Genomic DNA, 17,409 nt, shown 5'->3' with positions numbered 1-17,409 from the left:
TCGGGACCCTTGGCGCAAGGCCCGGCATGACAGGCGCGCCAATCCTCGTCACCGGGGCAGGCGGGTTCGTCTGTTCCGAAATCGCCTTGGCCCTGCAAAGGTCCGGGTGCGATGTTGTGGCGACGGACAAGGCCTTTGATGCCGCCACGTCCGAGCGTTTGGCCGCGATGAAGCGGATCGAAGGGGATTTGCTCGACGTCCTTCCACGCGCGCCGGGGCCGTTTTCAGCCGTGATCCACGGCGCAGCGATCACGGCTTCTCCGGAAAGGCTCGGGATTTCGCAAGCGGCGCACATACGGCGAAACATGGATCTGCTGACCGCCACGCTCGATCATGCCCGCAAGGCCGGGGCGACGCGTTTCCTGTTCATCAGCTCGATGGGGGTGTTCGAGCCGGTCGATACGCCCGTGAAGGATGGCACGTTCACAGAAGCCACAATACCCACCGCCAATTGCACCTACTGCGCCGCGAAGCACGCGGGTGAATTGCTTACGACGGCTGCGGCGGAAGACGGCTTTGCCACGCAATCCTTGCGCCTCGGCAACATCTTCGGGCCCTATGAGGCGGTGCGGGAGACAAGGCAGTTCCTTTGCCTTGTGTCGCGCATGATTGCCGAGGCACGCGCGAGCCGGGTGATCACCGTCCAAACGCCCGTCGCGATGCGCGAATGGGCCTGGTTGCCGGATCTGGCGGACGCGATTGCCGAACTTGTTACCTCCGCCTCGTGGGACGGCCCCTCGGTCCTGCACGCCGGATCGCCGCCCGTAACAAGCGACCTTTCCCTTGCCCGTGCCGTGGCTGATCGTTTGCCCGGCACCACGCTTCGCCTTGCCTCGCCGCCCCAGACGTCGACCCGCCCGCCCATGGCGAGCGATCATCCTGCCCTTGCCCATGTCCAATGGACGGCGATGGACAAAGCGCTCGACACGCTGATCGCGGCGGAGGTCGCCTTGTGACCGCGCTGCGCTTGATCATCGTGGGTCTCGGCGCGCGGGCGCAGACCTGGTTGAAGGTGGTGCAAGCCAACCCGGATCTTCAGATCGTGGCGCTGTGCGACCCTGATCCTGCTGCCCGTGCCCGTGCGGCGAGCGCCTTCCCCGATCTGCCCATCGGCGCAGATGTCGCCGAGATCATCGACACGGACGCAGATGCGGTTCTGCTCGCCACACCTCCGGGCAGGCGCGAGGCGCAGATCAAGGCGGCGTGCAAAGCGGGCCTTGCGATCCTTGCCGAGAAACCGCTGTCCGATTGCGTCGCGACGGCGGCGCGGTTAGTGAGATTGGCCGAGGATGCAGGCGTGCATTTGATCGTCGGGCTCAACTTCCGTTACCTCGCCGTGACGCAGGAAATGAAGCGCTTGCTGACAAATGGCGCCATTGGCACGCCCGAGTTCGGCCGCTTCATCTACGAGCGGTGGCGCGATGGCACTCAGGACTGGCTGAACTCTTACCCGCTGACGATGGACCACCCGATGTTGTGGGAGCAGTCGATCCACCACTTCGATCTGATGCGGTACGTCTACGATGCAGAGCCTGCGTCCATCCAAGCTCATACCTTCAACCCCTCTTGGACGATGTACCAAGGGGACACGAACGTCTCCGCCCTGATCGCCTTCAAGGGCGGGATGAGCGTCGTCTATCAGGGCACCTGGCAGGCGGGTCACGAGCCGATGAACTTCAAATGGCGCACCGATGGCTCCGAAGGAATCGTCGAGCAGCGTGCCATGTTCGGGGATCTGGCCTGGGCCAAGCGGAGGGCGCCTGAACTGACGCCCGTCCATTTGCCGCCACACGAGGCATGGATCACCGACGCCGAAGCGCTTTTGCGCAGCTTTGTCGATACCCTGCGCGGCACTGCACCGCCGGAATGCACCGGCCGCGACCACCTGCAATCGCTGTTCATGTTGGAGGCCTGCATCCGCGCCTCTGACCGCCGCGCGACCGTCGAGATCGACGAGATCCGCGCGTTTGCAAACCCAAAGGAGACCCCATGATCAATGTCGGCATCATCGGCGCCAGTTTCGCACGCGACGCGTATCTACCTGCTTTTGCGCACATAAACGATGCGGAGGTCGTGGCATTGGCGTCAAGCCGCATGGAAAGCGCACAGGCCGCAGCCGCGCCCTACGGCATCAAGGCGGTCTATGACGACTGGGAAGAAATGCTGGACGCGCATCGATTGGATCTGGTGTGCATTGCGACGCCCACGATCATGCACGCACCCATGACGCTCGCGGCGCTCGGCAAGGGCGCGCCTGTGCTGTGCGAAAAGCCCACGGCGATGAATGCGGGAGAGGCGCGGCAGATGCTGGACGCGGCGCGCAAGGCGGACCGGCTGCACATGATTGACCATGAGTTGCGCTTCAACCCCACCCGCGTGCGCATTGCGGAGCTGATCCACGGCGGCGATCTGGGCGAGATCCGCCATGTGAACATCACCAACATCGGCGCGTCCTGGGCCAACCCCGCCTCGCGTCCCAAGGGCGATTGGTGGTCGGACGCCGCAATGGGGGGCGGGCGGATGGGGGCCAACGGCAGCCATCAGGTTGATATGCTCCGCTGGTGGTTGGGGGAGCCTGCTTCGGTCATCGGGCAGGCCCTGACCATCGTCCCGGATCGGGTCTGCAAACACACTGGAGAGCTGTGGACGGCAACCTCCGATGACCTGTCGCATATGACGCTGGAAATGCAATCCGGCGCGCTCGCACAGGTCTTCATGAGCGGAGTGGCGGCGGCCAACATGGGGAATGAGACGCAGGTTTTCGGCACCAAAGGGACGATCACGCTGAGTAATGCGGACGAGAAGCTGTACTTCGCAAAGGCTGGTGAAAGTTTCAATGATATCAGCGTCGAAGACCCCAACGCCGCCTTGCCCGGCCTGAACAAGGGCATCTGGAACGTTTCAGTCCTGGCCGCCTTGCAAGAGCTTTGCGCGGCAATCAAGGAAGATCGTGAACTACAAAGGGGTGCCAGCTTCGTTGACGGGTTGCGCAATCAGATGGTGGTGGATGCGGTGTTCGCGTCGACCAAAAGCCGTCGGTGGGAAGACCTTGATATGACGGACGCGGTTTGATGGTGCCCTTGTCCCGACAACGAGTCCTGATCACCGGCGCGGCGCAAGGGTTGGGGGCGGCCACCGCGAGGGTTTTAGCCGCCCAGGGCGCCGAGTTGATCCTGATGGACCGGGTTCGGTCTGACACGTCCGATATTGGGACCCTTGTTGAGGTGGACCTGTCCGATGCAGATGCCACGACCGAGGCCATTGCGCAGCTCAACGGCCCCATCGACACGCTGATCCATAACGCCGCGATCCTGCGGCCCGAGCCGTTGGAGGCTGTCAGCCTGAAGACGTTCCAGGAGACGATGGACGTGGGTATCCAGGCCGCGTTCCAGCTGTCGCAAGCCGTCTGGCCCAAGATGAAACAGACCGGCGGCGCGCTGATTTTCGTGTCGTCGCAATCGGGTATCAAGGGCTTCGTGGACGAGACCGCCTATTGCGCCGCCAAGCATGCGCTGGAAGGGTTCTCCAAGTGCCTCGCCCTGGAAGGGGAGGCCCATGGCATCATCAGCTGCACCATCACGCCCGGCAAGGCGATGCACACCCCGATGTCGGAGGCGAACTATCCACCGGAATTGAAAGCGGAATGGATCGACCCAACGCGCCTTGCCCCCGCGTTTGCCCATATCGCCAGCACCCGCGACCCCGCGTTCTCCGGGCAGCGCCTGAACGCCTGGGACCTGTCGCAGGAATATCCATTATGAAGGACGTCTATGCCTATATCGACGTCCACGCCGACGACTTTGTTGCCGATCTGCAAGCCTTCGTGCAGCAACCCTCGGTGTTCGCGCAGGGTATCGGCTTGTGCGAGTGTGGCACTCGGATCCGCGATATGATCCACCGTGACGGGCTTCCGACGGAACTCCATGAGCCCGAAAATGGCCCGCCGGTTGTGAATGGCGCCTCCGCCGAGGGCGCGATGCTGAAGCACGTCTGGATCCCCTGCGTTCCGACCGGCTTCGCCAACCCCGGCTGCAACCTTCATGCGCCGGACGAGAACATCCACGTCGACAAACACGCCGCCGCCATCACGGACCACTTTGGCCGCTCATAAGGAGCCCGACATGACCGTCAACATCGCCTTTGACACCTACCACACCTATGACGCGATGACCGCGCATCTTCACGCGTTGGCGGAGGCCTATCCGAAGCTCTGCACGCTGACCTCCATCGCCAAATCCCATCAGGGTCGCGATGTCTGGTTCATGACGATCACCAACCCGGATACTGGCCCGGCCCTCGAAAAACCCGGCTTCTACATCGACGCGCAGATCCATGCGGAGGAACATGCGACCAGCGCCACCGCGCTATATGCCTGCGCCTACCTCCTGAACAACTACGGGCGCGATGAGGAAGTCACGCGCCTCGTGGACCAGATGGTCTTCTACATCATTCCCCGCATTAACCCCGACGGCGCCGAGAATGCGATGACCGCGCCCTATCATCCTTGGTGCGGTAACGGGCGGTTCCTTCCCGGGGAAGACCGGATCGAAGGCCTGATCCCGCAGGACATCACCGGCGATGGCTACATCGTGCAGATGCGCGTGCCCGATACCAAGGGCGAGTGGAAGTGCGATGATGAGAACCCGGATATCATGGTGCAGCGTGAACCGGGGGAGGAGGGCGGTACCTACTACCGCCTTTATCCCGAGGGGATGATCCGCAACTACGACGGCGTGCATGTCAATATCGAGATGCAGGAAGACGGCAACATGAACCGCAACTTCCCCACCAACTGGACACCGCAGGAATACGGCGCAGGGGAATATCCGTTCTCGGAACCCGAAACGGCAGGGATGCGCGATGTGATCCTGTCCCATCCCAATATCACCGGCATGTGCGCCTATCACACCCATGGCGGTATCATCCTGCGCCCGTCGATGCTGCAACCCGATAGCGAGATGAGCCCGCCGGACCTGTCGCTTTACAAGGCGCTGGGCGAGGTTGGGGAGCGGCTAACAGGCTACCCCACGATCTCGGTCTATGAGGAGTTCACGCCCGACAAGTCCAAGGCGCGCCACGGGACGCTGACCGACTGGACCTATGAAGAGATGGGGATCATCTCTTTCGGGACGGAGTTGTGGGATCTGGAGCGGACCGCCGGCGTGCCGAAAGAAGGGTATTACAACCTCGGGCCGCGCGACGCGGCTACGCAACGGTTGGTCCACACTTGGGTGGTGGAGAACGTGGGAGATCACGGGTTCCGCCCCTGGACCGCGTTTGACCATCCGCAGCTTGGACCCGTAGAAGTTGGCGGCATGGTCTACATCTGGAGTTACCGGAATCCGCCCGGAAATCTTCTAGAAGAAATCTGCCACAACAACGTGCTGTTCAACCTCAAACACGCCGCCGCCGCACCGCGGGTGCTGGTGGATGAGGTATCGGTCGAGGGCTTGGGCGGCGATCTGCACAAGGTCACGGCAGTGGTTTCAAACCACGGATACCTGCCGACAAACCTTTCGGATGTCGCGATCCAGAACAAGGTGGCCAAGCCGGTGACGGTGGCGTTGGACTGCGTAAACGCTGACCTGGTGATGAACCCGGGCCACGTCGCGCTGAGCAACCTCGCTGGGCGCAACGAGCGGCGCTACGCCTATTCCAACTGGGGCCAGCAGTGGTCGCCGGTGACGAAGAAGATCGAATGGCTGGTCAAGGCCTCCGGCCCCGGCGCACAGGTGACGGTCACGGCAGCGTCCGAGAAGGGCGGCACGCATCGCACGACGGCGACGCTCGGCGGTTAACGCCACCCGCCTTTCCAGTGAGCCAACCGAGCCACTCCATTGCGATCAAGGCCGCAGCCAACGCCCCGCGCTTCAGAGCGACGTCACCGCCAACGACATCGGGCAGATGACAGCCAACACGGCCTTGGCCTCGTCAGGTGACAGGCCGAACACGCTTGTCAATGCGCCCTCGATCTTGTCAGTCGCCCAACCCATCGCATCCGAGGCGATCTTGGCCCATGCCTTGGGGTCCGTGAACAGCTGTTTGAGGAACGCGAAAACCTTGTCGAACAGCAGTTTGGCCAAATGCGTCAGATCCTGGAACTTCAGATCCAGCTCGAACTTGGGCAGGTTGTAGACCTTGCCTGCCAGCTTGAAGCCCATGGTGACGCTGGCCCCGATGGAGGTCTTGTTGGCCCAGATCTCCACCTGTCCGGCCACGCCGGTCTCGATCTTCAACTTGCCGAGGGAGCCGAAATCGAGCGTTCCGATCCCGACCTCCAACGCGGCCAGCAGATCAATACCAGAATGGACATCAATCGTGCCCGCAATGCGCCCCGATATGCCGGGGATCAAAGAGCCGCTGATATCAACCTGGGCGCCGCCCTTGTTGATCGACAAAAAGCTCGACCGTTTGATCCCGAGGATCGACATGTCGCCGTCCACCAGCACGTGGGGGCTTTGTTCTGCCTCGGTGGGCTTCGAAGGCTGCTCGAACGTGGCCAACGAAAAGCGCGGCCCGCTTTTTCCGTCCGCACTGGTCAGCGCGAAGATGTAATTGTCTTCCGAGATCTTGCCCAAAAGGATCCTGCCGATCTCGGTGTTGACCACGAGGCCCTTGTCGGTAAGCACCACAATCTCGGCCGAGACCTTGAGGAACAGCACAGACAACTGGCCGCTGACCTTCACGCCTTCCGGATAGTTCAACCCGGCGATGCTTGCCCCGCCCGGCGGCGAAACGTACAATTGCGCCTCTTTGCCGACGGTGACTGTGCCATCGCTTTTCTTGATCTGCCAATGGGTTACGGTGGGGTTCGACGGGGTGCCGCCGCGTTGGGTGATGTACCAATGACTCAGGGCGTCGGTGTTCTTGCGATCAACCGTCAGCTGCATGCCTTCGCTTGTGGTCGGGAAGCCCGCCACGTTGCCCGCTTTGTCAAACACCTTTGAGATGACCTTGCCGTCGAAGCTGTTCAACGCCGCGATGAAGTCAGCGGTGTCGGCCGCGGGCACATCAAAGTTGGAGTCCGGATACCCGCGGATTGCAATCGAGTCCATGATGGAGCGGATCTCGCTCGGGATGTCGGCGGACACGTCCTCGGGCAGCATATGCACGATCACATCGTCGACGCTGAGATCGCTGAGCGATGCGGCCAGCAAGCTGTTGGAGGGGTTGGTTGTATCCAGCATGATCGCCACAGAGCTGTCGAACGCGCCGTCCACCTCAAGCGAGGCGGCGAAGCCGAAGGCCGGGATCGCTTCCCACGTGATGCCGATGGCCAGACCCAGCTGGCCGACCTGAACCGGCCCGAATTGCAGCGGCGTCGTCGTGTCCATCGACCCGGCGACAAGGATGCCGTTCTCTACCACTTGCAGCACGACCTCGAACTCGGCCTCATGGGTATCGATCAGGGTCTTCAGCTTGGCGTCGAGCGCAAACGTAAAGCCGTTTGAGCCGCCGACCCCGATGGTCATCATGCCCTGGATTGCGGTGTTTTCGTACCCAAGCTTGCCCGCATAGGTCCGGTCCGCAACGTTATCCACCGGCGACAGATAGGTCTCTAGCGCGACGCCCAACTGCAACCCTTCAGTCTTTTGATACGCCAGCATCGCCTGAAGGATTGTCGCCTCGGGGATCTGCAGAACATCGATAAGCGCCTTGAGGATCTTGTTCTCGCGGGTGAATTTTGTTGTCGTGTAAAGGTAGAAGCCCGGCTGGATGCCTTTGGAAATCACCGGCAGCTTGATGTTCGGCGCGTCCTTGAACTCATCGCCGAAGGTCTTGGCGGCGGGAAAGCTGAACGAGGTGTCGGTGATAGTCGACACGGCCAGCGTGAAGTCCTGGAACGGGAACCACTCGGCGAAGTCCGCGACCGTCTGGGCGACCCCGCCGTCCAGCTTGGACACGTCAGCCACCGAGACATTCAGGCCAGCCGCAAAGCCCCAGCCCTGGGCGCCTTTTTGCACCACAAACACGAGGGTCGAGATTTCCTCGATCGTGGTTCCAAGGCCAAAGCGGTAGTCTGCGCCGGACTTGTCGATCAGCACGTAGCTGTCGGTGAAGTTCAGATCAAACCCGTCCGGCGCCATCAGCTGCGTGTGGGTCAGCCCGTTGACGATCTGGCTCAATTTGATCTCGGGCAGGGTGCCCATCACCTTGAAATCACCCGGTGTTGCCAGCTCAGCGCTCAGAAGCACCGGACCGATCTGCGCCTCGGCCGAGAACGATCCGCTGGCCGTGCCGCCCGCTGCTTTCGACGCCAGGACCGAGACGTTCTTGAACTCGATATCGGTCGGACCCAGGTCGATCTTCCAGGTGTTGGGCTCCTGCGCCATGGTCAGGCTGAAGCTGTACAGCTTGCCCGGCTGGATCGTGAGGATCATGCTGTCGATGGTCAGATCGCTGGGGGGCGTGATCCCCGGCAGATAGGTCCCGACAAGATTGTTGATCGGCAGGTTCACCTTGTCGTCAAGGCTCGCCACCACGGACACCTGGGCGTCCTCGCGCCGCGCTTCCAACGCAATCGGCACACCGGCCACCTTCACCAACCCGTCGCCCACAAGCGTCAGTTTAGGCCCGTCAAAGGGCGTGGTGACCGTGAGCGAGACCGACATGCTTTCGGCCACAAACAGGTTCTCGTCGAACAGCACCCAATGCATGTTCGGCATCCCGACCGAAACGGAGGCCCGCAGCACAGTGGGCAACTTGTTCTTGGTGCCCACGAGCATCGAGGCTTTGATGATCTGCAGGTCCGAGAACGGATTGCCGGCGCTTGAGGGGCCGACATCTGCGAACACCTTGGTGACCGTCCCGCTGACGTCGGTGGCCCCAAAAAAATCGGCCAGTTGTGCGAAACTGGGCAGGGTCGGGGGCGTCATCGTCAGCCCGATCGCGGCCTCTCCGGTACCTACGGGCATGTCGGCGACAACGTTAACAGTGCGGCCCAGTTTCGGCAGAGCGACCGAGCCTGTCAGCGCGACCATCGGCTGATAGGTCGGGTTGCCCGCCAGCCACTTCTTGGTCGCGGGGCTGTAGATATGCAGCGCATCGACGGCAAAGGTGGCCGTCGTCCCCAGTTTCAAGGACTTGCCGATATCCACCCACAGATCGATCCCCGGCGCAGGCGTGCCGCTGGCCCAGGGCACCTCTCCGTCGCCGAGGGCAGGGGATTTGGCATCATCGGCGGGCAGGGTGATGGTGCCCGACATCGGAATACCGCCAAGCTGGTCGACCACATCCTGCACGATACCGAAGACCGCGTTCACGGTGACCTCGCCGCGGAAATTGATCCCGGCGATCAGCGACGTATCCCCAGTCGTGGGTTTGGCCGAGGCCACCACGAAGGCGCCCTTGTTGACCGCAAGGTAGTCGAGAAGCGATTTCTGTGTCTCTCCGATCAGCTTTTCAGTGAAGACCGTGGGCAGCGACTTGAAGCTGTCCGAGAACACCCAATCCTTCGTCGCGGTGGCGTCAAAGCTGAATACCAGCAGCACCTGCGTCACGGTCGGCAGGCTGACGGTCAGGGTGACCGGATAGGTCCCAAGTACGAAGGCTGCCGTGCCGGTTATCACAACGTCCGCGGCCCCCGCAGCATTGCCCGCCGCCCCGCTGATCACGATGTCCTTGCCGCTAAAGGAGCCCTTCATGAGCGTCGCGACATCGCCCGCAGGGTCCAGCGCCTGCAACGTGGTGGCATCAATGGTGATCTTGCCGCCGCTCACAGTTCCATCGGCGGCAAGTCCAAGGCGGTCCCTTACGGTCTGAATATCCATGTCACTCTCGTTTCGGCTGGCCTGCGGAGCAGGGGGAATGGGGAAGTCTGATCAATACCCAATCACTGGGTCGTTTCTGTTTCGTCCGGCGCGATACTGCCTTTGTCGAACATGGCGATTTCGAAACGGGTGTAGTCTCTCATGTTGTAAATCTCGGTCCAGACTGCGAGGTAAAAGAAGTCGAGCATCTGTTCGAAATCCTTGAAGAAATAGAGCCCCAGGTTGGCGTCGATGAAGGTAAAGCGCTTCGGCAGAAGCTTGTTCACAGTTAGGTCCGGCCGGTACTCAAAACCGACCACATGTCCGCCTTTCCCTGGCTTGAAGAAACTGAGCATGAAATAGGCGGGACCCTCTGCCGCAGCTTCCTTGATGTTGCGAATGGAATCCTCCAGCGCCACCAAAGAACTCTTGATGACGCCGTAGCCTGTCGCTGGCATCCGAAATTTCCGCAGTCTGATGGCCTTCAATTGCTCTACGAGTTCGGCCTTCGTGGGCTTAGTCGTGTCATCCGCTGTTTCCAGTTTGTCGGACAGCTCGCCAACCGCCAGATTGTCCGCTTTTAGTGCGGCGACGTATTGTGCCTGCAACGTGATGTATTTCTCTGGAACAGTATCAGGATCTTCCTTTTGCTGGACCGCTCTGAAGGCATCTGTGAAAGCCTTAACATCGGTTTTGGACGTGCGGCAGCAGTCGACGTAGTCACGGGTCAGGGCAAAACAGACCCCCGAGGAATCGACTCTTTTCAGCGCGTTTGAAGCGCCTTGATCAATCCAAAGAAACTGAAATCCCTTAAATTTGGACCACGCCTGCTTCTTCCACTTCTCTTCCTTCGTCGGTTCATCATCACACACGGCCGCTATCCTTTCGTGTCGTTTTTCTGGGTCACCCCAAAGGAGAATCCGCAAGTGCCGACCGGGCACCCTGCGTTGCGGCTTGGCTGAGGCCGGACAGAATGGTGGGTGAGCTCAGTTCGGATTTCACCGCGCCCATGATCTGCGCGATGATGTCGGGCGTATTGAGGATTTCATTGATGAACGCGGTGAAGTTGGAATTCAGCCCCAACGTGATCTTCACATTCTGGGTTGTCGCCGGAACGTTCAGATCAAGGCTCTTGAAATCCACCACGACACCCGAGGCCTGACCGTTGCTGGATGTGGCGTCAAATGCGCCTTTGATCGTCAGGTCGGCCACGGTCACTTTGAACGTCCCGTCCAGCTTGGTGCCAGCGCCACTGGCCTTAAAGTTGCCCTCCAGGGTCAGCTGCGACGGCACCCCGGGGGGTGGGGCTTCGGTGTTGGGGTGCTCGGCGGTGAACGCGACCCGACTGCCGCTTACCGAGATCTCCGGCGCGCCGCCGGACTTGGCCACCTGGATGCTCGACAGGCCGGTGATCACCACGTTGCTCAACGACATGTCGAAGGGAATACCCGCGACCGGTTGTGATCCCAGCGAGATGTTGCCCGCTGCCAGCGGCTCCAGCTTGGGCGAGGTCGATTGCCCCAGAAGCTTGGACAGATAGAAGTTGCTGCTGGGCGTCGTGAGGAACACGATGAGCAGTTTGACGACGGGATCTTCAGCCATGGGGTTCTCCTACGAGACGTTGTTTTTGATGATGGAGCGGCCCAGGTTTGTGGCCGCCTGCGAGATCTGCGGCAGGACATGGGTCAGCTCGGCGTTGATCTGTTTGAGGATCTCGGACTTCACGTCGTCGCCGTTGAGGATCTTGTTGATCAGCTCCAGGAAGAAGCCGTTGGTCTGCATCTTGGCGACGATGGTCATATCCGACAGATCCGCCAGCACCACGCTCATGGCGACAACCTTCACGTCCAGCTCCTCGGTGGTGTTGCCTTCGGCGTCGGCGGTAACCTTCAGCGTTGCGGCAGTGATCTTGACCGTCAGATCCGCGTCCAACTGAACGCCGCCCCCATTGGCGCTGAATTTGGCCGTAACCTGCGTGGTGGCGGGGATCGTGCAGCAATCCAGCTTGGGCGGCGGCTGGAGCGCCGCAAGGTTGGCATCCACGCTGATCGAGCCGGGGGCAAATACGGTGGTCTTCGCTGGCGCCACGAGGTTGGACAGGCCCTCCACCTTGACGTTGGTCAACTGCGCCTTGGAAAAGGTGATGCCCTCGACCGTCAGATCGCCAAGGCTGATCTGATCCGCGGTATAAGGATCGATCTTGGGGTTGCTCATGCTGCACAGGGTGCGCGGCAGGAACCAGCTGCTGGTCGGCGTGTTCATCGCATAGAACACCCGGTCAAACAGGTAGAGGTCGACCTGGGTTTGCCCGCCCTCGTTGATGGTGGGCGGCAGGGTGCCGTCCACCTTGCCCAGAAGATCGTCCATCACAACTTGCAATTGCTGCGTGATCAGATGTGACACCGCATTGATATTGTTGGCCGAATTCAACTGGGCCTGAATGTTGTCAAAGATCGCCCTGGACGCATCAGGGGAGGTAAGCGCGGAGGTGGCCAGGTCTTTCCAGGCGCCTTTCAGCCACTTGGAAACCTTGCCGCCGATGGTCAGATCCTTGATATCCAGAACAGGAGAGGTGTTTTCCTTTGCGCCGGAAATCGTCAGGTCGGACAATCTCACCGACAGCATCCGCTTGCCGTTGACCTTGGACACAGAGACCGTTGCGTCGGTGACGATCTGCGCGTTCGAGATATCAAGATCCACGGTGCCGTCACCGTTGATGTCTACCGATGCCGTGCCGGAACAAGTGCTCTGGCCCGCCGGGGCCAGGCACAGCTTCTGGGCCATGGAATAGGGCGCGACAACCGACAGGGACGGAATGCCCGTGCCGCCGTTGGTGCTGTTCCAGAAACCGAAGTCCAGGGCGATCTTGAAGGTCGCGCTGTCCGCCGTCTGGCCGGTCTGGGTGACAGAGCGGACGTAGACATTGCTCAACCCGTTGATCCTCACCTTCTCACCCGGGATGTTGCCAAGCGTCAGGACTGGATAGGGTGTGCTGGGATCTGGGATCGCAATCTCGTGGTTGGGGTTAGGCGGTTTGTACAGCAGCAGCCAGTTGGACGAGAACGCCTGGGTGATCGTCCCCCCGGTAGAGCCGGTGATCGGGCCCACGGTGATCGTGTCTTCCTCCAGTGGCAGCAACTTGCCTTGCGAGTTGTCGCCTTTGATGTTGGCAAGATTTGTGGGCAGGAACAGTTTGCTGCCGGGCTTATTCGCCGATTCCATCGCCGTGTTCATAATGAAAAGCAAAAGCGCCATGGTGCGTTCCTTCTAGAATTCGCGGTCGACGATATACATCGCCAGATCAGAGAGGATGTCGTGGGCGGGCGAGCGGGGGAACGGCTCCAGATAATCCAGCGCCTCAAGCGCGCTTTCGCGCGCCATCGCGTAGCTGCGTGGGATCGCGTCGGTCTCGCGCACGGCATCCAAGGCTTGCGAAATGTCCAACTCGTCGCTGTCGCCATGTATGTGTTTTGTGACCACGTGGTCCGGGCCAAGGGCGTCCATCGCGAAGATGATGGGTAGCGTCAGGCGTCGCATCTCCAGGTCGATGCCCGCGCGTTTCCCCGCGGCCTCATCGGACTGCATGAAGTCCAGTATGTCGTCCATCACCTGAAACGCCCGCCCAATCCGGCGCCCGTAAAACCCCAGGCGGCGCGCGTCCGAGGATCGGCCATCGACCAGCGCGATGCCGGTCTCGCACGCCAGGCCGAACATGATCGCGGTCTTGCGCTCGATCACGCTGAAGTAGCGTTTGATCAGCGTCTCGGTGTCCCAATGGGGCTCGGTCGCGATCTCGTCCAACTCGCCGGTGCAGATGTTGAATGCCGCGTCCAGGACGGAGCCGACCAGATGCATTTCATGCTCGGTCTCGATGGCGCTGAGGAAATTTCGGATCGCTTGAAGGAACTGCAAATCGCCCACCAGGATCGCCGCATTGGTGCCGCGTGATGCATTCACCGATTGCAGCCCGCGCCGCAACAAGGCGTCATCAATGATGTCGTCATGGATCAGCGAGGCCACATGCAGCATCTCTAGGGAAACCGAAGCCTTGATCACCTTGTCACTGCAAGGGGCGTCGGGCGCGATCAGCTTGGCTGACAGCATCAGAAGATGCGGGCGGATCTTCTTGCCGCGCTGGTAGATGCCAAGCTCGGTCTCGGTCAGGTAGCGGGCTTGCGGTCTGAGCGCTTCCTCCAGGAAATGCTGGAACCGCGGCACCTCTCCGCTCAGAAGGGTCGTGGTTGCCGTTTCGATCGGATTGGCCTGCCGGCCCCCCTCAAAAAACGGCGTGCCGCGACCGATATCCTCGATTTCATAGACGTCAGACATGGGTGTCCGCGCCTAGCGGTCTTCGCCAAGGGCCGTTGTGGCACTTTCTTCGATCAGGCGACGCAGCCCGGCGCGGATGCCTTCCTGCATCATGCGACGGACAAAATACATGTCACGCAGGCGCTCGCGGATGACATCGGCGGTCTCACCGTGCCAACGGCTGTCGTCCAGATCGACCAGGAACGCGGGTAGCGTGACATCGGCTTTGAGTGCGCCCCGGCTGTCATAAGACAGCCGCGCGGTGACGCCGTCCAGGATTGCGCTGCAGGCGCCCGACCACAGGGCTTCGGGATGGGCGTTTTCGCGTTCGAACTTCTCCCGCGTCATCAGGTAAAGCACTTTGCGCACATGGGCGCGGTCCTCTTCATCCAGCACCGGCCAGTTGCGCTCCCGCGCTTCCGCCGCCGCCGCGCCGCCGCCTTGGGCCAGGCCCTGTCCGATGGCGTTTGCCAGCTGAGCGGACGAGGCTTCGGGTGGCTTTGTGCCGGTCTGGACCTTCGTGTGAATGCCCGTCGCATTCAATTCGTTGACTTCAGACTTGTCATTGCCGGTGGCCCCCACCGCGTTGCCAAACGTCAGCGCCGCCAGAGCGGCCTTGGTGAAAGGGCTGTCCGGATCGGGTTCGAAGTTTTCGTCCGTGGGGTCGCCCTCTTCGAGGATCGCCCCCAGCGTGACGTTGATCTGCTGAACGAACGCGTTGCCGTTGTAGGTCACATTCGACACGCCATTGTTGTACTTGGCCTCGGACGAGTTCACCACGGTGTCGTTCTTCACCGCGTCGCTGGTGTCGACCGCCATGTTCTGCGTGGCGCCGCCCGCGCGCCAGAGGTCGCGCAGCGTGCTGTTGTTGACGAAGACGGTGTTGAACGCCTCATTGTGCTCGTTGAAGACGTCAACCATCGCCTGGCCATTGGGCGTCTCGCGCAGCTTGGTGCGCTGGGCGCGGGCCTGGTCCAGCATCGCGGCGTTCTGTTCGGGATCCAGCGGTGTCAGCCCGGCATCGACGGCACCGGCGGCGGGCCCGTCTTCGGGGAAATCCATAAGCGTCCCAGCGGTATCCATGTCGAGCTTCATCGCCTTCTTTGCCGCCAATCGGTAGACGCCGCTCAGCGTCAGACGTCCGAATTCTACTTCGATTTCATCGCCATCGGGGCGCACGGTGACAGGTGTGTCGGTCCCGAGCGCCAACTGATGAAAGGCCATCCCCACATGCCCCAGATCAAACGGCATGTCCTCGGGCAGCGCCACGTTGCGCGACAGCGGAAACTCGGCGAAGTCGTGCAGGTGAAGCGCATTGCCCGGCCCGATCTGCGCGGCCATTGCGGCGGTGAATTCTTTGGTGTCGAAAATGTCGTTCAATGCCATGTCGAACCCGTTCCTTATGAAAAGCTGACGCCGAACTGCTGCACGATGGCCGCAGTGCCGAAGGGAGTGGCCGCCGTCCCGTTCGGGACAGTCAGCGAGATGGTGATGCCTTCCACGGTCTTCTCCACCGGGGGCAGCATGTAGACCTGCACGTTCTGGGCGTTCTTCTTCAGGATCGCATTGACGATCTTGCCCTTGAAGATCACCGACAGCAGGTCGATGAAGGCCGCCGCCGCGGGCGCAAGCACCGTTCCTGTGACCGAGCCAGACCATTTCGGGGCGGCCACCACTTGGATGGTTTTCAGCTCGCCGACGCTCAGGCGCAGGAACTGCGCGGGCTCTTGGGTCTCGGGATCGGTCCCTTCGGCGATCTTGAAACTGACGGGGATCGGAAGCGGATCGGGTTTGTAGCTGACGTCAAACGCGCTGATCACCTTGTCCCAATCCTTGGGGTTGGCAATCGCGTCCGCTGCGGCCCCAATCGGGCACATCACCGCTTTGGCCACACCAACACCGGTGCCCCCCAGTTCTCCATAACCCGAGAGGTTCGTCAGCCCGGCAGAGACGCTCACACCGCCGTCCGCAATCTCCACCGAAAGCGATTGCACTTTGCCCTTGATGCGGCCCGCCGCGTACCAGGCGTCTGGCCCGGTTTTGTCCTCTTCATCGAAGGGTTGGCCGACCAACTCAGCCTTGAGCACGGCGTTTAAGACATCGGTGCTCGCAACGGCGTAGAACGTCATGTCCGGCGGCGTGAACCCCTCCAGCGACGGCGCAGCCTCCGAGGTCATGTTCGTCGCCACCGCCAGGGATTTCTGCGCGATGATCGCCCCGACCGGCGGCTGGAACGTGACGCCGCCCACATCCGGCAAGGCGGGCAGGGGGATCGCGTCCAGCATTTTCTGCGCCATCGACAGGACCTGAGGAATGATGATCCCGTTCACGATGAACTTGTCCACGTTCGAGAATTCGCTCTCATCAAGCTCCAACGCGACGGGCGACAGTGACAACGTCCCCTTGGTCAGGGCGAAGGTGCCGTAGACCGTGATGGCGCCCGTTGCTTCCAGCGGGGTCGACACCCCTGGCGAGGTCATCTTGAAATGGTTCTTCGGCAGGCTCAGCCCGTACATGTCCATGTTGGGTTTGGGCGTGGTCTGCGAGATCTTGTGCGCGGCGTCCCATTGCGCCTGGGTCGGTGGTACGAAAGTGACTACGGGCTCTTCCAACACGCCATATTCGGCGGTCACGCTGCCAAGGTTGGAGATGTCCTTGGTCACCTTGCCGTTGAACAATTTCTGCTGCGCCGTTGGATTTTTGAACAGGTCGGCCAGTACCCCGTTCAGACCGACGTCCGTTATGCCCGCCACTATTCCCGCAACTGTCATGTTTCACCCATGTAATTGGTCCAAAATGTCTCGGTCCACAGGCCGCCACCGTTGTGGTAGCCCCGCGGGAAATCGTCGTAGGCTTGGCGCGAGGCCCCGTGCAGGGAGTCCGCGATTTCCAAGTCGTGCCGCGCCGCGTTGTACCCGGTGACAAGCACGTAGTGGGCGTCACCGCGCAGCCATTCGATCCGCACCGCAAGCGGATGGCCTCGGTTGATCTCGTAGGCCAGCCGATCAAACGTCGGGCGGCCCGGGCTCCAGTGACCATGACAGCCGACGCGTTCCAGCACCCGGTTCAACTCCAGGTTCTTGTTGGACCCCTCGCCGTCCGTGCCGGTCATCCGCTCAGCGACTTGCGCCTGGGTCAGTGGCGGCGCGCCGAAATACTCTGTCAGCGTGCTGCCGATCGCGGCCCAACACCAATGCGATCGCGCCTGCAGCGGCAGCGTGATGCCAAGGTTAACGGTGCCGTCCGCAGCAATCGACGGCATCCGCCCGCCCTGAACGGGAATGCTGGCCACCCGCGCTCCGTCACTTTCGACATGAAGCTTCACGGCGTGCCTCCTATGTGCGGGGGTGCA

14 protein-coding genes are annotated in these 17,409 nt (G+C 61.4%); 6 read left to right on the top strand and 8 right to left on the bottom strand.

Annotated elements, in window-relative coordinates; all coding sequences use genetic code 11:
- Positions 1 to 26: 26 nt before the first annotated feature.
- From AC6I9R_RS17005 to AC6I9R_RS16980, 6 genes are read left to right on the top strand one after another with little or no spacing between them, the layout of a single operon-like run.
- Positions 27 to 956 (top strand): NAD-dependent epimerase/dehydratase family protein, encoded by a 930-nt coding sequence (locus tag AC6I9R_RS17005; protein WP_461427287.1) that lies wholly within the window; start codon positions 27 to 29, stop codon positions 954 to 956.
- Positions 953 to 1,993: a Gfo/Idh/MocA family protein gene (locus AC6I9R_RS17000; RefSeq protein ID WP_461427288.1), complete on the top strand. Its 1,041-nt coding sequence runs from the start codon at positions 953 to 955 to the stop codon at positions 1,991 to 1,993. Before AC6I9R_RS17005 ends, AC6I9R_RS17000 begins: the two co-directional genes overlap by 4 nt.
- Complete coding sequence (locus AC6I9R_RS16995; RefSeq protein WP_461427289.1) at positions 1,990 to 3,072, top strand: Gfo/Idh/MocA family protein; 1,083 nt, start codon at positions 1,990 to 1,992, stop codon at positions 3,070 to 3,072. The genes AC6I9R_RS17000 and AC6I9R_RS16995 overlap by 4 nt, the downstream gene beginning before the upstream one ends.
- Positions 3,072 to 3,761, top strand: coding sequence for an SDR family NAD(P)-dependent oxidoreductase (locus AC6I9R_RS16990; RefSeq protein ID WP_461427290.1), 690 nt, complete (start codon positions 3,072 to 3,074; stop codon positions 3,759 to 3,761). Before AC6I9R_RS16995 ends, AC6I9R_RS16990 begins: the two co-directional genes overlap by 1 nt.
- Positions 3,758 to 4,111 carry a hypothetical protein gene (locus tag AC6I9R_RS16985; RefSeq protein ID WP_461427291.1) on the top strand — a complete coding sequence of 118 codons (354 nt, stop codon included), beginning with the start codon at positions 3,758 to 3,760 and terminating at the stop codon, positions 4,109 to 4,111. The genes AC6I9R_RS16990 and AC6I9R_RS16985 overlap by 4 nt, the downstream gene beginning before the upstream one ends.
- Positions 4,112 to 4,121: 10 nt before the next feature.
- The gene (locus AC6I9R_RS16980; RefSeq protein WP_461427292.1) at positions 4,122 to 5,798 is read left to right on the top strand and encodes a M14 family metallopeptidase; all 1,677 of its coding nucleotides are present in this window, start codon (positions 4,122 to 4,124) and stop codon (positions 5,796 to 5,798) included.
- Positions 5,799 to 5,870: 72 nt separating this feature from the next.
- On the opposite strand, the gene AC6I9R_RS16975 is transcribed toward AC6I9R_RS16980, so the two are convergent.
- The 8 genes from AC6I9R_RS16975 to AC6I9R_RS16940 all read right to left on the bottom strand — a co-directional run bounded on the left by AC6I9R_RS16975 (position 5,871) and on the right by AC6I9R_RS16940 (position 17,382).
- Positions 5,871 to 9,770 carry a hypothetical protein gene (locus tag AC6I9R_RS16975; protein WP_461427293.1) on the bottom strand — a complete coding sequence of 1,300 codons (3,900 nt, stop codon included), beginning with the start codon at positions 9,768 to 9,770 and terminating at the stop codon, positions 5,871 to 5,873.
- Positions 9,771 to 9,832: 62 nt separating this feature from the next.
- On the bottom strand, positions 9,833 to 10,621 hold the full coding sequence (locus AC6I9R_RS16970) for a hypothetical protein (protein ID WP_461427294.1): 789 nt from the start codon (positions 10,619 to 10,621) through the stop codon (positions 9,833 to 9,835).
- A gap of 31 nt (positions 10,622 to 10,652) precedes the next feature.
- On the bottom strand, positions 10,653 to 11,351 hold the full coding sequence (locus AC6I9R_RS16965) for a JHBP domain-containing protein (RefSeq protein ID WP_461427295.1): 699 nt from the start codon (positions 11,349 to 11,351) through the stop codon (positions 10,653 to 10,655).
- A gap of 9 nt (positions 11,352 to 11,360) precedes the next feature.
- Entirely contained in the window at positions 11,361 to 13,004 is a 1,644-nt protein-coding gene (locus AC6I9R_RS16960; protein WP_461427296.1) for a hypothetical protein, read from the bottom strand.
- A gap of 12 nt (positions 13,005 to 13,016) precedes the next feature.
- The gene (locus AC6I9R_RS16955) at positions 13,017 to 14,078 is read right to left on the bottom strand and encodes a polyprenyl synthetase family protein (protein WP_461427297.1); all 1,062 of its coding nucleotides are present in this window, start codon (positions 14,076 to 14,078) and stop codon (positions 13,017 to 13,019) included.
- Positions 14,079 to 14,090: 12 nt separating this feature from the next.
- Complete coding sequence (locus tag AC6I9R_RS16950; RefSeq protein WP_461427298.1) at positions 14,091 to 15,443, bottom strand: hypothetical protein; 1,353 nt, start codon at positions 15,441 to 15,443, stop codon at positions 14,091 to 14,093.
- Positions 15,444 to 15,457: 14 nt separating this feature from the next.
- Complete coding sequence (locus AC6I9R_RS16945) at positions 15,458 to 16,828, bottom strand: hypothetical protein (RefSeq protein WP_461427299.1); 1,371 nt, start codon at positions 16,826 to 16,828, stop codon at positions 15,458 to 15,460.
- A complete protein-coding gene (locus AC6I9R_RS16940) occupies positions 16,825 to 17,382 on the bottom strand; it encodes a papain-like cysteine protease family protein (protein WP_461427300.1) in 558 nt (185 codons plus the stop codon). The genes AC6I9R_RS16945 and AC6I9R_RS16940 overlap by 4 nt, the downstream gene beginning before the upstream one ends.
- Positions 17,383 to 17,409: the final 27 nt, after the last annotated feature.

The sequence above is a fragment of the Gymnodinialimonas sp. genome (assembly GCF_059726805.1).
This window is presented reverse-complemented; position numbering and strand designations above follow the sequence as displayed.

Coding starts and splice junctions, on each gene's coding strand:
- AC6I9R_RS17005 (WP_461427287.1), top strand. CDS start 27: ATGACAGGCGCGCCAATCCTCGTCACCGGGGCAGGCGGGTTCGTCTGT.
- AC6I9R_RS16995 (WP_461427289.1), top strand. CDS start 1,990: ATGATCAATGTCGGCATCATCGGCGCCAGTTTCGCACGCGACGCGTAT.
- AC6I9R_RS16990 (WP_461427290.1), top strand. CDS start 3,072: ATGGTGCCCTTGTCCCGACAACGAGTCCTGATCACCGGCGCGGCGCAA.
- AC6I9R_RS16985 (WP_461427291.1), top strand. CDS start 3,758: ATGAAGGACGTCTATGCCTATATCGACGTCCACGCCGACGACTTTGTT.
- AC6I9R_RS16980 (WP_461427292.1), top strand. CDS start 4,122: ATGACCGTCAACATCGCCTTTGACACCTACCACACCTATGACGCGATG.
- AC6I9R_RS16975 (WP_461427293.1), bottom strand. CDS start 9,770: ATGGATATTCAGACCGTAAGGGACCGCCTTGGACTTGCCGCCGATGGA.
- AC6I9R_RS16965 (WP_461427295.1), bottom strand. CDS start 11,351: ATGGCTGAAGATCCCGTCGTCAAACTGCTCATCGTGTTCCTCACGACG.
- AC6I9R_RS16960 (WP_461427296.1), bottom strand. CDS start 13,004: ATGGCGCTTTTGCTTTTCATTATGAACACGGCGATGGAATCGGCGAAT.
- AC6I9R_RS16955 (WP_461427297.1), bottom strand. CDS start 14,078: ATGTCTGACGTCTATGAAATCGAGGATATCGGTCGCGGCACGCCGTTT.
- AC6I9R_RS16950 (WP_461427298.1), bottom strand. CDS start 15,443: ATGGCATTGAACGACATTTTCGACACCAAAGAATTCACCGCCGCAATG.
- AC6I9R_RS16945 (WP_461427299.1), bottom strand. CDS start 16,828: ATGACAGTTGCGGGAATAGTGGCGGGCATAACGGACGTCGGTCTGAAC.